Consider the following 15,399-nt stretch of genomic DNA (forward strand, 5'->3'; position numbering starts at 1 on the left):
TTATATTAATATTATATATTGTGAGATTAATAGATGAGGTGAATCGATGAATAAGAAAGCAGTACTTGTCCTAGTTATTTTTGTATTGTTTGTCGCTTCGGTTGTGAGCGGTAAATTGTACTGGAATAAGAAGATTGCGAATGCGACAGGACAGACGAGTGAAGTAACGAAAACGAAATCTGAAGTGAAAGATAGCGGAGCGAAGAAAGCAGAGAAAAACCAAGATGCGAAGTCATCTTTTAATGAAGCATATGCGAAGAATTTACCAGATGAAGTGAAAGAGAAGTTAAAGAAAGCTGCTGAGGATAAAAAGGCAGTAAACCTTGTAATTGTTGGTGATGAAGCTTCTTCATCTGAAAAAGATGCTTGGGCAGCTAAGTTAACGGCTAATTTAGAAACTGCTTACGGTAAAGGGTTATGGAATGTGACAGTAAAGGAATATAAGGGTGAAAGTACAGACGAGTTAATCACAAATAAACGTGATAAAGAGATTGCGAAAGAAAATCCAGATGTGATTTTATTCGAGCCACCGTTTATTACTGACAATGGTAAAACTGGTAATGGAAACTCTGTTGCGAGTACACAGAAGTTTGTGCAAGCACTTTCTACTAGTGCAAAGGGTGCTACGATTATGATTCAACCACCAAACCCAGTGTATGGTGCGAAGAATTATCCGAAGGCAATTGAAGCGTTAAAGCAATTTGCGACGCAAAATGGTTATACATATGTGGATCATTGGGGGGTATGGCCTGATGCATCAACGAAGGTTATTCTACCATACTTAACAGAAGAATTCGGTTTCCCAAGTGCTAAAGGGCATGAAGTTTGGGCACAATATGTAACGGATTATTTCGTTGCTAAGTAATAAAGGTACACAAAAGGTATACGAGCAATCGTATACCTTTTATAATAAGTAAGTGAATAAGAAATCCTAATATATGTAGGAGGAAGACAATGAATTCAATCTTAATCTGCGGCGGAGCTGGTTATATCGGTTCTCACGCTGTGAAAAAATTAGTAGACGAAGGTTTATCTGTAGTAGTAGTAGATAACTTACAAACGGGTCATGAGGATGCAATTACGGAAGGTGCGAAGTTTTATAATGGCGACCTTCGTGATAAAGCATTTTTAAGAGATGTTTTTACACAAGAAAATATTGAGGCTGTTATGCATTTCGCAGCTGATTCTTTAGTTGGAGTTAGTATGGAGAAGCCTCTTCAATATTATAATAACAATGTGTACGGTGCACTTTGCTTATTAGAGGTAATGGATGAGTTTAAGGTAGATAAGTTTATTTTCTCTTCTACTGCGGCGACGTATGGCGAGGTAGATGTAGACCTTATTACTGAGGAAACGATGACAAATCCAACGAATACGTATGGAGAAACGAAGTTAGCAATCGAGAAGATGCTTCATTGGTATAGCCAAGCTTCTAATTTACGTTATAAGATTTTCAGATACTTTAACGTGGCTGGTGCAACTCCAAATGGTATTATTGGAGAAGATCACCGTCCAGAGACGCATTTAATTCCTCTTGTATTGCAAGTGGCGTTAGGTCAACGTGAGAAGATTATGATGTTTGGTGATGATTATAATACACCAGATGGTACTTGTATCCGTGATTATATTCATGTTGAAGATTTAGTAGCAGCTCACTTCTTAGGACTTAAAGACCTACAGAACGGCGGAGAGAGTGATTTCTATAACTTAGGAAATGGTAATGGTTTCAGTGTAAAAGAAATCGTTGATGCAGTTCGTGAAGTTACAAATCATGAAATTCCAGCTGAAGTAGCGCCACGTCGTGCGGGAGATCCAGCACGTTTAGTTGCTTCTTCTCAGAAAGCGAAAGAGAAGTTAGGTTGGGATCCTAAGTATGTAAATGTGAAGACAATCATTGAGCATGCTTGGAATTGGCATCAGAAGCAACCTAATGGGTATGCTAAATAAATATAATAAGTGATAGAGAGGGTATTGTCGTTCAACATATGTTCGACAATACCCTCTCTTTTTTTATAAGATTTTTGCTATACTAAACTGTACTATAATACGGGATGAAAGGAGGAGAATAATGAAAATACTTGTAGTTGATGATGAATCGAGTATTCGTAATTTGATTCGGATGCAGTTGGAGATGGAAGGGTATGAAGTGCTCACGGCGGCTGATGGAAGAGAAGCTTTAGAGAAATGGAATGAAGGGCCGGATGTATTGATTTTGGATGTTATGCTACCAGATACAGATGGGTATGAGTTGCTTCGCTTGTTCCGTGAGAAGAATAGGGATATTCCAGTGCTCATGTTAACTGCAAAGAGTCAGATGAATGATAAATTGCTTGGTCTGCAGCTTGGTGCGGATGATTATGTGACGAAGCCATTTAATTATGCTGAGCTTATTCTTCGGGTCAAGAATATGACGCGGCGTGTGAAGAAGGCAGAGGTAACGGTAAGTCATGAAGTAATTGGGGCAGGAGAGATAACGATTTGTCCTAAGGAAAGAAAAGTGCATGTTAGTGGACAAGAAATTCAGTTAACGTACCGAGAGTTTAATTTATGTCAGTTGTTTGCTTCAAATCCGCAGCGTGTATTTATGAGAGATGAGTTACTTGAGAAAGTATGGGGGTTTGAGTATATCGGAAATACGAGAGCGGTTGATATTATGGTGCAAAGACTGCGGAAGAAGCTAGGGAATAGCGGGGAATATATTAAGACAATTTATGGCGTTGGCTATAAACTGGATTGTTAAGTGGTGATGGTATGTCTTTAAAAAGAAATATGGTGTTTGGAATAGTGGGACTGTTAATCCCGATTTTTGTTCTTTTGTACGCAGTTGTTTATATTACGTTAGAAAAGAATATGTATCATAACGCGGCAAATTCTTTAGAGAAATTAAGTGTAGAAGCACAAATTTATACAATGAATTATTTAGAGAAGGAAGCAGAGGTAGAGACGCTCGGTCCGAATTCACTTTTAATTGCTTCGTATTTAGCGAAGCGTATGGATGTCCGTGTACAGATGATTGGAAAGAATGGAGATGTTGTTGCGGATACGCAAAAAGGAGCACTTCTTCATCGGAACATTGATATTGGGAGCTCTTTGAAGGGGAAGAAGTCTTATGTTTTTGAAGAGGGAGACCCAGCTCCAATTCTTTTGTTTTCAAGCCCAGTTTATTATGGAAACGATGTCATCGGAAGTGTTCGTTTTATAAATGAGTTAACGGGTGAGAAGGAAGTTTTAACAAATGTTGGCTGGACGTTTTTAATGACGTCTCTTTGTCTAGTAGCTGCGGGTATTTTCTTTGCAATTCGTTTGGCAAAGTCTCTTCATAAGCCAATCGATCAGTTAAGACAAATGGCAAAGCGGCTTGCGAATGGGGATTATAAAAGCAAGATTGAGCTAAATGAATATGTGGAAATTGCTCAGCTTTCAGCATCTTTTAATGCGATGGCGGATGGAATTGAACTACATATTAAGCAATTGAAAGAGGAGAAAGAGAAGCAGAAAGATTTCTTAGACCGTATTACACATGAGTTGAAAACACCGCTAACGGCGATTATTGGCTATGTGGATTTAATTCCAAAGTTGAAGGCAAAGGAAGATGTACAGGAGAGCCTGCGTTATGTGGCTGTAGAAAGTGAGCGTTTATTATCACTTGTAGAGGAATTACTTAAGTCTTCAAAGTACGGGACGAGTACGTTTGAAGTGTCACCTACAGTTGTGAATATAAAGGAATTAGCAGAAGAAGCAGTTTCAATTGTGAAACCTCGCCTGCAGAAATTTGAGATTGAAGTGATAAATGAGTTAACAGATGTACATGTTGTTGCGGATTTCGATAAGACGAAACAGATTTTCTTAAACGTGCTTGATAATGCGATAAAATATAGCGATGCTACGCAAATTCGTATGAATGTAATTGTAAATGAACGTGAGGCAAAGGTTTTTGTTCATGATGATGGCATTGGTATAGATGAAGGTGTGCTTGCAGAGTGGAATGAATCGCCAGAAGGGAAGGTACTGCCTTCTAGTTACGGGAATGGTTACGGTTTGTATATTTGTCAGGAGATTATGAATAAGCAGGGCGGAAGTATGCGAATTGAGAGTAGTGAAGAAATAGGCACTACAATATTTATTACATTCTTGCTTCCGAGACGAATGGAAGACATAAAAAACTTGAAAGCGGTTAAATGATACATTTATGAAACAATTATGCGGTATTTTCGAAACAACGTTTTTTTATCTTGGAGGTAGGCAGAAATGAAAAGGCTATCATTTCAAATTCTTATGTTTGTCCTTTGTATAATTGTTTCTCTTATTTTGTTTTATGTGATGGAGAAGCAAATATACAATCGAATCACAATAGTGAATGACAAACAAACTGTTTTACAAAGGGTGAATGAATCCCTGCCTACTGAAATGAAGGTTAGGCATGAAAAGTGGGGAGAAATTGTTATTACGGATGAAGTTCGTTTGCATACGATTGTTTCATTCTTTGACCGAATTCAAATAGAACCGAGAGAAGCTAAGAATCAAGAACAAGTATTTACTGGAGAAGTAACGTACTTGAATGGACATAAACGTACTTTTGCAGTAGGTGACTTGTTCCAGTACGGGGCTGATATGTACGGAAAGAAAGGTACGGACCCAATGATTTCAGCATTTCAAACGTATTTGTTAAGCCTGTATTACACACCAGAACGTATTAGTGATTTTTTTGCGTCAGCACAGGATGTCATAGTACGCCAAGGTGATGTAGAACGTGCGATGAATCTTACGCACATACTTGATTCGATTCGGTACGCAAAGCAAATTACAGATTACGGAGAAATACAGAAATTATTACAATCACAGAATGAACCGATTGCTTATATTACCGCTTATAAAACAGGGAAGCGTATAAAGAATGAGCGAGAAGACATTCTTACTATTTCTGTGTATCCATCGTACTTTGTTGTGCAATATCTCGGCGATAATAACGGGAATGTTATGTATATGAAAAGCTCCCTTGCAAATTTATTTGTAAAGGAGAATGTGTCATGAGAAAGATAGCCTTTTTCTTCTTTTTGCTAGTAATTGGAGGAGCGATGTCTAGTTGTTCTCGAGATACAACCTCTATTAAATATAATAAAAGTGGTCTCCCTATTTTGGATGATCGTCATCTTGTTGCGTATGTAGCAGCTCGTGAGGAAGTTGGTGAAGCTTTGCTGTCATCATTTTGTAAACCACGCGGCTGTACGTATGAATTTATTCGTCTTTCGACAGAAGAGCTTCTTCGGAGGGTAGAAGAGGAAGCTGGAAATCCGAAAGCAGATATTATTATTGGCGGTACGGTAGACGCGCATCAAATGATGAAGCAAAAAAATCTATCTATTCCTGTTACGAGTCAGCATGCGAAACGTATTTCAAAAACTGTTAAAGATAAAGACGGTTATTGGTACGGTTATGAAGTGGAGAAGCTGGCAATTGCGATCAATAAAGAGCGGTGGAATAAAGAAATAGCACCGCTCGGACTTCCTTATCCATCAAGGTGGCAAGATTTATTAAATCCAGTATATAAGGGAAAGATTGTTATGCCAGATCCAAATGTCTCAGGAACAGCATATACGTTTTTTCAATCACTTATTGATACTTTAGGTAAAGGAAAAGCGAAGGAATATGTTAAGAACTTGGCAGGACAAGTTGGAGAAGTAACAGTGAATGGTTACATACCGGCAGAACTTGTTGCAAGCGGTGAATATATGATAGGCATCAATTTCATGGGAGATCAGAGAATGCTTCAAAAACGAGGCTTTCCTATTTTAAGTAACGAACCTGAGCAAACAGGATTATCTGTTAATGCGATTTCGAAACTAAAACGTGCACCGAATGGTATTATTTCGGATTTATTTATTGATTATTGTTTATCAGAAGAAGCGGGTCACATTTTAGAAAAGGTTTCGTTTGGCGTACCAACAATGTTTGCGAAGAATGAGCAAGAAATAGAAGGACAGCCGGTTAGAAGAACAAACAAAAATATATCAAATAGCGGAATAATCGAGATATGGAATAGACAGCGTCTCTCTCAGAAGTGAGAAAAGGAGACGAAAATATATGTTTAAATGGCTTAAGCCAGCACCTGCAATTGAGAGATTGCCAGCGGATATGATTAATCGAGTATACAAATTATTACGTATTCGTGTATTGATGGGAATTTCAGTTGGGTATGCTGCTTATTATTTAGTTCGTAGTAACTTTACGTTATCAAGTACGTATTTAGTACAAGAATATGGATTTAGTACAGCTGAAATTGGACTACTAGGTTCAATCATGGCAATTGTTTATGGATTTAGTAAGTTCTTTATGGGGAATTTGTCAGATAAAGCTTTCGCCCAGCGCTTTATCGCAGTCGGTTTATTTTTATCAGGGCTTGTAAATATTTGTTTCGGTTTTGCATCGTCATTTGGAATGATTGTTACACTACTTGTTCTAAACGGTATTGTACAAGGTATGGGAGCACCCCCTTGTAGTATCGTTATGACGAAATGGTTCTCGAAGAAAGAACGCGGTACGAAAACAGGTATTTGGAATATTTCACATAACGTTGGTGGAATGCTCGTACCACCACTTGTCGGAATTGGTGTAGCTATTTTTGGTGAAAATCATTGGCAAGGCGGTGTGTTTATTTTCCCTGCGATTATCGCAATGGTAATTTCAGTTCTTGTTTGGATTAATGCGAAGGATACACCAGAATCAGAAGGTCTTCCTCCAATTGATGAGTATCGTAATGACTATGAAAATCTTGAAAAAGCAGATAATGCTAACAAGATGTCACCAAAAGAAATTTTAATGAAGTATGTAGTGAAAAATAAATTTGTATGGTTCTTATGTATTGCAAATGCATTTGTGTATTTAATTCGTTTCGGCGTTATTAACTGGGTTCCACTTTATTTAACGACAGTTAAAGGCTTCTCAAAAAATGAAGCACACGCGGCGTACGCAATCTTTGAAGGTATGGCAATTCCAAGTTCATTAATCGTTGGTCTTTTAAGTGATAAATTATTTAAAGGAAAACGTATGCCATTATGTATCATTAGTATGGTCGGAGTTGTTATTGGTACGTTTGTATATTGGCAAGCAACTAGCATACTTGTTGTAAGTATTGCAGTTTCTATCATCGGTTGTTTAATTTATGTACCACAGTTCTTAATCGGTTTAAGTGCGATGGAATTAGTACCGAAATTTGCAGTAGGTACGACAGTTGGTATGTGTGGTCTGTTCGGTTATGTGGGCGGAAGTCTTGTAGCTAATGCAGCGATTGGTATTATTGTTGATCGTTCTGGCTGGGACGGTTGCTTCATCTTACTATTAACAGGTGCAATTTTATCAACAATCTTCTTGTTCATCGTTCAACGTGGACATGAGAGAAATGCTCCTAAAGCGGCATAATATTTTGTTCGAAAAGCTATCCAATTATTATTTTGGATAGCTTTTCAGGTTGTTTGGAAATACCAAATGGTACAACGTTTGAAAAAGCAGATGGAGTAGTGCTGAAAATGAAAGATGGACCAATAGAGAATTGATAGTGACTAGAAGACATATAACAGATATTCGCGATAAGAATGTTAGATTAATTGGCGGAGTATTCGATTTAAATAAAACAGGTAATCCACAAGCGAATAGTAATTACGATGTTAATCCTCAATTATGGCCAGGTATTGGTATAGTGTTTAAAGGTGTTGAAAATCTTACTATAGAGAAAATTAAAGACATCGGAAATGAGTGGAAATATTGTTTTTTAATTACTGATGTAAATAATTTTAAAGGTAACAATATTAATATGAATAACGGAAGTAATGCTCTACACTTCTAACCACCACTTAAAAATGTAAATTTAGAAAATATATCCAGTAACGTAGATGATGATTTATTATCATTTATCATGGGTGATTACACAAATTATATAGTAGGAACTACAGGTGATATTGAGAATGTTTACATTAGAAATGTACATGTAAATGATACTGACTAAGTTCTTAAATTAGTGGGTAGTGGGATTGTGGGTAAGTCTAAATTTAAAAATATTAATTTGGAAAACGTCACAATAATAACGAAATTCGGACTGTTATCGATAGTAAAAGAATATTTAGCGGACGGAAATAATTACTTAAAAGATATAAAATTAAAGAATATTAATTTTAGTAATATAAAAGTCGAATTCACACAGGTTAATATTTTGATCTTGGTACTATAGAAGGAGATATAACAATATCCAAAGTGAATGTGAATTCTCAAAATACGCTTTGAGTACTAAATATTTTAAAGGGAAGGTTGACTATACATTTGGAGATAATATATTAATCGATTTTGACGGAACAAGCATATATGGGGTTTACGCTAATGATAACTCATTTAAAAACATGTATTTAATTAATATTCAATATAGAGTAAATAACTCTAATAACACCATTTTCGAATTCGATGGTGTATCCAGTGTGAAATCGAATATAAATATTTCTAATTCTAAGTTAAAAGGTGGAATACTAATGTATTCCATAACTTTTCTGGAGATGAACTTATGAACTACTAATGTCGATATACTTATTAATAAGCTAGTAAGTATGATAACTACAGTGGACATGAAAATTAATGCCAAAAATACATTTTCAGTTAACCTAGTAACAGCCAATTGGACGGCGAACGGAAGAAAGTTACGTATAAACTCTAAGATATTGGATTATAACGGGATATTACAAGATACCAATCCCAAATGATATAAGTCTTCTAGTGTAATTGGGAGAGATTACACTAGAAGACTTATACTGTGCCAGTAGATGGTTTCGAAGGATATACTCAAGATCTTGGGTTTTGTAAAAATTCAGTGAATAATATATACAGCATATCTTTAAATGCAGATGAAATTAAAGCAGTAACAGTTTTCAATTTAAAGAAAATATTTTGAATGAGGAGATTATAAATGCTAAGGTTTGTACTGATAAAAAAGTAGCGGTTTTAAATGCTTAGCCTAATACTTCGGACCGAACAAAAGTATTTCTTGTTTTAGAAAATAAGGAATCCAGTTTGACAACAATAGGTACAACCAAGGTAATAGTATTGCGATTTAGATTTACACATTCGTAAAAATATTACATTTTATGATTATATAGAAAATTAATTGTAATGAATGTATAATTTTCTTTGTCTAAGAAAATGGAGGGGATACTTATTGAAAGAAAGCATTAGGAGACAAAGGGGAATTTTATCGACAATTCATTACTTTAGAGGAATAGCTGCAGTATTAGTAATACTTCACCATATAACGGGAATTATGTATTTGCAATTCAACTACGAGTATTTAAATGGTTATTTTAATCCAGGGTGGTCTGGAGTTGATTTCTTTTTTGTTTTAAGTGGATTTATTATAGCTTACATCCACTATGGAGAACTTGGTCAAAATAACAGATTAAAGCCATTTATAACTAAAAGATTAGTTCGAGTGTACCCTATTTATTGGGTTGTGACATTACTATATTTACCGATATTTCTCAAATACGGAAACGGTGATGTTTCAATAATAAAATCATTTCTATTACTTCCACAAGATAATCACCCTATCTTAGAAGTAGGATGGACCCTATGTTTTGAAATATTTTTCTATTTGTTATTTAGCCTTACATTTGTATTGAAACCTAGAGTTTCAGTTATGTTAGCAAGTGTCTGGTTTGTGATTGTTTTGTTTAATTTACCAAACATTTCAAACGAAGAAAGTGTTTCGTATTTTAATTTTATTTTTAGTCACTACAATTTTGAATTTTTATTAGGGTGTGTAGTCGCTTATAGTGTTAAAAAATTTAATATAAAGTTTGCTGAACCAATATTAATGTTAGGAGTAATTTCTTTCTTAGGTTCTTGGATATTTATCAACTTAGGGATATTTGATAAATTCTCTGTTCTTAGAATTCTCTGTTTTGGTTTTTCTTCCGCGTTAATTATTTTAGGCGCAGCTTCAATAGATTTAAAAAGAGATTATAGTTTCACAATGAAACCACTCGCTATTTTAGGGGACGCTTCTTACTCATTGTATCTGACTCATATACCGATCTATACAGTGATTAACAAGGTATTCTTAGTTTGTAATTTGTATAGTATATTAGGTTTATGGATAACAACTACTTTATTAGTTATTTCGACTACAATCTTAGGTTGTGTATTTCATAAATTAGTAGAAAAACCACTTTTACTAGCGTTAAAAAACAATTCAAGTTTGAACTTATTAAAGGGTTTTAAAACAACACCCAAAAAAGCATCCTAAGAACAAAAGCTTACTACTGATAATGTCTATAGTAAGCTTTTGTTATAAAATACGGCTTTTACAACAAACTAAAGCGTGCTTATAGCATGTTTTTTTATTTTTAGAAAAGGAGTGAAAAAATGAATCGTATTGATGTATCAATGAAAACATGTATAGCTACCTTTTGTTTTATTTAAGATGATGTTTCTTGGATGTTTTTATGGCATTCGCTCGGAATAGCAGTTAGAAAAAGAAATTAAAACAAATATCGCCTACCGTTGGTTTTTAGGGTTTTCTCTATCAGATACGATCCCTGATCATTCTATAATCAGTTGGAATCAACGTACTCGTTTCATCCATACAAATATTTTGAAGAAATCTTTGATGAGATTGTGAGTCAAGCTACGGAGCACCGTATGGTGGGAGGATATGCATAGATGATAGATTCTACACACATTAAGGCTAATGCCAATAAAAATAAAATTGTACATAAATATAAAAAGAAAAGCCCAAATTTTATATAGGTGAACTAGAAGGTGCGATTATCGAAGATCATGAGGTACATGAAAAAAGAATTGAAACCAAGAAAGGAAAGTAATACCCCTACTAAAAAACCTCGTATAAGTACAAATGATCCAGATAGTGGATTTTTGATGAGGGATGGAAAACCGAACAGTTTACATTTCTTAGATCGTCGCACCACTGATGCGAAGTAAAATATGATTACAGATACCTATATGATGGCTGGAAATATGGCATATTCCGAGAGCCAAATTTAGCACGCCTACAAGCTCAAATTGATAAATTTGGATTCAAAGTTGAAGCTGTAGCTCTTGATGCAGGTTATTTTCCTAATTTCTATGATTTTTATTGTTTTCATTCAATACTCTGAAAAGCTATCCAATTGTTATATTGGATAGCTTTTATATTAGCAAAAAGAAAAAGTATGTAAAATTGCAGTTTTATGTGTAAGTGATTTTTGTTAATTAGTATAATTTTTTTAGGTTTAATAAACCAATCATGTACATAGTTACACCGAAAAATATACCGCCGCAACTCCAAAGCCCAACATCAAATAAAGAAATAGAGATTTCTTCTGAACCTACATAGGGAAGGATATAATTCATAAAAACAAACATTTGAAAGCCCCAAAGTACACCTGCTTTTAAGCCCGCTTTTCTTAATTTTTTCTTATGTTGCAAATACTCTTCTTTTGTTGCACATTCAGTCTCATTTAAACCTTTTTTCTTAAGCTTAAATGTTAAATAATTAGCATAAATCATATTAGATAGAAAAACTAATATAGTTCCTATAGATATTGTGTGGTTCATAGTATCAACAAGTAACATAATAAGCATTACCAACATATTTAACCACCATAAACCAATTCCAGCTACAGATAATTCTTTATTGATTTCTTGTTTTTGATATTCATCTCTCTCACTCATTGTTCCAACAAAATTATTATAAACTCTTTCTTTCCATTCAATTTTCATCATTTAATCTCCCTCCCAAAATAGACTGTTTAAATCTGTTTTTAGTGCTTTTGCTAATTCGATACATAAGGCTAAAGAGGGGTTATATTTATTGTTTTCAATTAAGTTTATTGTCTGTCTCGCTACATTAACTTTTTTAGCTAATTCTAGCTGCGATAGACCTTCAGATTTTCGATATTGTTTAACGTTATTCAAATATAAACCTCCTATTAATAATTGTAGACCTCGTGCATTAGAAATGTCATTTATATATGACATTTTATAATTGAATAAATGAAATGTCAAATATATGTGACAAAAATGATAATGGTGCAATTAGGAAAATGATTTTAATAATTTATCTTGGTAAGGAGTTTATTAATAAGGAATGGCTTTTCTTATATTAATATAACCTTTCCTTAAATCTATCTTAAAAGACAAGATGTCATATTTCTAATCATTGGAATTTTTGTTACAATATAAATGGATGTGTAAAACTTTGTAAAAAGAATGTAATAATATGTAATTTGTTTTCAGAAAGTTTTATACAATTTTTATATTAAACTATTAAGTTATAAAGGGAGAGAGAATATGGTACCAAATACGGTTCGTACTCCAAACAAGAAGAAGAAATGGATTATTATCGGGGTTATTGCACTAATTGTTATTGTAGCAGCAGTTAATATTTTTATTATGCAAGGCAAGAAGAAGGGGGCATCAACATCTGCTGATGCTGTGAGCTTTGAGAAGGTAACGGAGCGAAAGCTTAATAATACGAAATTAATTTCTGGCCAGGTGAAACCAGGGAATATTGAAAGTTTCTATGCGGATCCGACTAAAGGGAAAGTGAAAGATATTGCAGTGAAAGAAGGACAAGAGGTAGAGAAAGGTACGAAGTTATTCTCTTATGATAATGAAGAGATTAACTTGCAAATGAAGCAAGCTGAGCTTGATCAGAAGATGGCGGATATGCGTTATGATCAAGGGAAGAAGAAGATTGATTCGTTGAAGAAAGAAATTAAGAAGGCAAAGGATAGCGGAGCTGGGAAAGAAGTAACGGATCCGATGGACGAGCAAGTAAGTGAGTTAGAGATGGCACAAAAGACAACTGATCTTGAGAAAGAAAAAGGGAAGTTGCAGAAAGAAGAGTTAAGTAAAAAGCAGAAAGAGCTTACGATTTATAGTAATTTTACTGGTGTCGTTCAAAAGTTAGATAAAGATGCGGCGCAAAGTTCATCTCAAGCGTTAGGTGGTCAAGGGAAAGCATTTTTACAAGTGGCGTCTAAAGATCCATTCCAAGTGCAAGGGACGTTAACTGAGCTTCAGAAGTCACAAATTCAACCAGATCAAACATTTACTGTCACTGCAAAAGCGAATAATAAGAAGAAGTGGACAGGTAAAATTACAGAGGTAAGTGAATTCCCAACGAGTGCAGAGATGGCTCAAGCTGGTGGTATGGGTGAAGCGACTCAAAATATGTCCCAATATACATATAAAGCAAGTCTTGATAGTCAAGATGGTTTATCTCCGGGTTATCACGTTTCTCTGCAAGTAAGTTTAGAGAATAAGACGATGATTGCAGTTCCGACTAAGAGTATTGTAGAAAAAGATGGTGATGCATTTGTTTATGTTGAGGATAAAGGAAAGCTTCGTAAACAAAATGTGAAAAAAGGTTCTACTGATGGAGACTGGACAGAGATTGTTGAAGGCGCAAAAGTGGGGCAAAAGGTGGTTAAAAATCCTTCCGACGACGTGTATGACGGAATGGAAGTGAAAGAGAAATGATTACGTTAAATAATATTGCTAAAACGTATTATCAAGGAAAATTGGCAGTGCCAATCTTACATGATATTAGTGTAACGATTCAAAGCGGTGAGTTCGTTTCGATTATGGGACCGTCTGGTTCTGGTAAATCAACGCTTATGAATATTATCGGTTGTTTAGATCGCCCAACTGAAGGCGAATATATGCTGAATGATGTGAATATCTTAACAGCAGACGAGTCAAAGCTTGCTTTAATTCGTAATGAATATATCGGTTTTGTGTTTCAGCACTTTAATTTGCTTCCACGTCTTTCGGCAGTAGAAAATGTTGAACTTCCGCTCGTATACGGTGGTGTGAAGAAAGCAGAGCGTCGTCAAAGGGCTCTAGAAGCGCTTGGTAAAGTCGGTTTGTCAGATAGGGTTCATCATTTACCGAATGAATTATCAGGTGGACAGAAGCAGCGTGTAGCGATTGCAAGATCGATTGCGAATAATCCAACGTTCATTATGGCCGATGAGCCTACAGGCGCGCTTGATACGAAGTCTGGTGAGCAAGTTATGGATATTTTCACGAAGCTTAATGCAGAAGGTACAACGATTGTTATGGTTACGCATGAAGAGGAAGTAGCAGCGTATTCTTCCCGCCGCATTGTACTGCGAGACGGGAAAATTACAGAAGATAGAAGGTGTGCGGTATGAGTTTACTAGATAGTATAAAAATTGCTCTATCTTCTATTTTAGCTCATAAACTGCGTTCAGCGCTTACGATGCTCGGTATTATTATTGGGGTCGGTTCAATTATTACTGTCGTTGCAATCGGGCAAGGCGGGGAAGCGATGCTGAAGTCGAAATTCGCAGGTTCTGGTGGTAATAACCTTATGCCAATTCAATTTAAACCAGATATGAATGATGAGTTTGCTATAGGCGGATTTGAAATACCGAAGTTAACGGAAGAGGATATTTTAGAAGTAAAACAAGTGAAAGATGTTTCACATGTTATTACGACAAATTCGACGACAGAGATACTAGATGTAAATGATAAAAAAGCAAATCTGAATGTTATTGGTCTTGATAATGAATATTTTGCGGTTAATAAAGTAAAGGTCGTAAAGGGACGTACTTTAAATGAATCAGATATTTCTCATGCAAATAACGTTGTGATGATTAGTACAAAAACAGAAAAGACGTTATTTAAGGACGTAAACCCAGTTGGGCAAATTATTGAGATGAAAGGACAACCGATGCAGATTGTCGGTGTGTATACATCTGATAATGAGTTTATGGGATTTGAAATGGAAGAAGCGTTAATCCCCCTTACATTATGGCCTGTTTTATTCGGAACAGATGATATTCAAAATATCGCAATTCAAGCTAAAAATGTAGACGATTTAGAAGCAGCTGGGAAACAAGCTGTTGATGTATTAAATAGTCGTAAGCCAAGTGAAATTCCAGGTAAATATGAACTAGTGAATTTAAAAGAATTCCAAGAAAATGTTTCTAAAGTAACTGGTATTATGACGATGATTATCGGTGGTATTGCGGGTATTTCATTAGTCGTTGGTGGTATTGGTGTTATGAACATTATGCTCGTATCTGTAACGGAGCGTACGCGTGAAATTGGGATACGTAAAGCGCTTGGGGCAACACGTAGTAAAATTTTATTACAGTTTTTAATTGAAGCAGTTATGTTAACGCTTCTAGGTGGTTTGATCGGAATTGGTCTTGGATATGGCGGGGCATATATCGTTTCCACATTTGCGAAATGGCCACCGCTCGTTTCATGGGAAGTTGTCGTTGGTGGCGTACTATTCTCTATGACACTCGGTATTATTTTCGGATTAATTCCAGCAAATAAAGCTGCGAAATTAGATCCAATTGAAGCATTACGTTATGAATAAGTTAG

At 35.3% G+C, this 15,399-nt stretch carries 14 protein-coding genes and 1 pseudogene; 13 read left to right on the top strand and 2 right to left on the bottom strand.

The features are described 5' to 3' along the window. Positions 1-46: 46 nt before the first annotated feature. From MNO09_RS03430 to MNO09_RS03475, 10 genes and pseudogenes are all read left to right on the top strand, one after another. Positions 47-865: an SGNH/GDSL hydrolase family protein gene (locus MNO09_RS03430; RefSeq protein ID WP_088107490.1), complete on the top strand. Its 819-nt coding sequence runs from the start codon at positions 47-49 to the stop codon at positions 863-865. An 89-nt stretch (positions 866-954) separates the two neighbouring features. Further along, on the top strand, positions 955-1,947 hold the full coding sequence (gene galE / locus MNO09_RS03435; RefSeq protein ID WP_088107489.1) for a UDP-glucose 4-epimerase GalE: 993 nt from the start codon (positions 955-957) through the stop codon (positions 1,945-1,947). Positions 1,948-2,068: 121 nt separating this feature from the next. Continuing rightward, on the top strand, positions 2,069-2,740 hold the full coding sequence (locus tag MNO09_RS03440; protein WP_088047769.1) for a response regulator transcription factor: 672 nt from the start codon (positions 2,069-2,071) through the stop codon (positions 2,738-2,740). An 11-nt stretch (positions 2,741-2,751) separates the two neighbouring features. After that, positions 2,752-4,182 (top strand): HAMP domain-containing sensor histidine kinase, encoded by a 1,431-nt coding sequence (locus MNO09_RS03445; RefSeq protein ID WP_088107488.1) that lies wholly within the window; start codon positions 2,752-2,754, stop codon positions 4,180-4,182. A gap of 66 nt (positions 4,183-4,248) precedes the next feature. Then, positions 4,249-5,031 (top strand): DUF3919 family protein, encoded by a 783-nt coding sequence (locus MNO09_RS03450; RefSeq protein WP_088107487.1) that lies wholly within the window; start codon positions 4,249-4,251, stop codon positions 5,029-5,031. Continuing rightward, positions 5,028-6,062 carry an ABC transporter substrate-binding protein gene (locus MNO09_RS03455; RefSeq protein ID WP_088107486.1) on the top strand — a complete coding sequence of 345 codons (1,035 nt, stop codon included), beginning with the start codon at positions 5,028-5,030 and terminating at the stop codon, positions 6,060-6,062. Before MNO09_RS03450 ends, MNO09_RS03455 begins: the two co-directional genes overlap by 4 nt. Before the next feature lie 19 nt (positions 6,063-6,081). After that, on the top strand, positions 6,082-7,416 hold the full coding sequence (locus MNO09_RS03460; RefSeq protein WP_088107485.1) for an MFS transporter: 1,335 nt from the start codon (positions 6,082-6,084) through the stop codon (positions 7,414-7,416). A 136-nt stretch (positions 7,417-7,552) separates the two neighbouring features. Beyond that, the gene (locus MNO09_RS03465; protein ID WP_088107484.1) at positions 7,553-7,840 is read left to right on the top strand and encodes a hypothetical protein; all 288 of its coding nucleotides are present in this window, start codon (positions 7,553-7,555) and stop codon (positions 7,838-7,840) included. A gap of 1,353 nt (positions 7,841-9,193) precedes the next feature. Then, positions 9,194-10,279 (top strand): acyltransferase family protein, encoded by a 1,086-nt coding sequence (locus tag MNO09_RS03470; protein ID WP_064476146.1) that lies wholly within the window; start codon positions 9,194-9,196, stop codon positions 10,277-10,279. 159 nt (positions 10,280-10,438) lie between these two features. Next, positions 10,439-11,117 (top strand): annotated as a pseudogene (locus MNO09_RS03475) (transposase); the annotation flags it as partial. Between the two features lie 127 nt (positions 11,118-11,244). Here MNO09_RS03475 and MNO09_RS03480 read toward each other — a convergent pair. After that, on the bottom strand, positions 11,245-11,757 hold the full coding sequence (locus MNO09_RS03480; protein WP_048560327.1) for a DUF3278 domain-containing protein: 513 nt from the start codon (positions 11,755-11,757) through the stop codon (positions 11,245-11,247). After that, on the bottom strand, positions 11,758-11,949 hold the full coding sequence (locus tag MNO09_RS03485) for a helix-turn-helix transcriptional regulator (protein ID WP_001067016.1): 192 nt from the start codon (positions 11,947-11,949) through the stop codon (positions 11,758-11,760). Positions 11,950-12,324: 375 nt separating this feature from the next. Here MNO09_RS03485 and MNO09_RS03490 point away from each other — a divergent pair, with 375 nt between their 5' ends. From MNO09_RS03490 to MNO09_RS03500, 3 genes are read left to right on the top strand one after another with little or no spacing between them, the layout of a single operon-like run. Further along, positions 12,325-13,518 carry an efflux RND transporter periplasmic adaptor subunit gene (locus tag MNO09_RS03490; RefSeq protein ID WP_000249029.1) on the top strand — a complete coding sequence of 398 codons (1,194 nt, stop codon included), beginning with the start codon at positions 12,325-12,327 and terminating at the stop codon, positions 13,516-13,518. Continuing rightward, entirely contained in the window at positions 13,515-14,195 is a 681-nt protein-coding gene (locus MNO09_RS03495; RefSeq protein WP_000631612.1) for an ABC transporter ATP-binding protein, read from the top strand. Before MNO09_RS03490 ends, MNO09_RS03495 begins: the two co-directional genes overlap by 4 nt. Continuing rightward, complete coding sequence (locus MNO09_RS03500) at positions 14,192-15,394, top strand: ABC transporter permease (RefSeq protein ID WP_000054368.1); 1,203 nt, start codon at positions 14,192-14,194, stop codon at positions 15,392-15,394. The genes MNO09_RS03495 and MNO09_RS03500 overlap by 4 nt, the downstream gene beginning before the upstream one ends. Positions 15,395-15,399: the final 5 nt, after the last annotated feature.

The sequence above is a fragment of the Bacillus sp. N5-665 genome (assembly GCF_022637375.2).
In the GTDB taxonomy this organism is placed as follows: Bacteria; Bacillota; Bacilli; order Bacillales; family Bacillaceae_G; genus Bacillus_A; species Bacillus_A wiedmannii.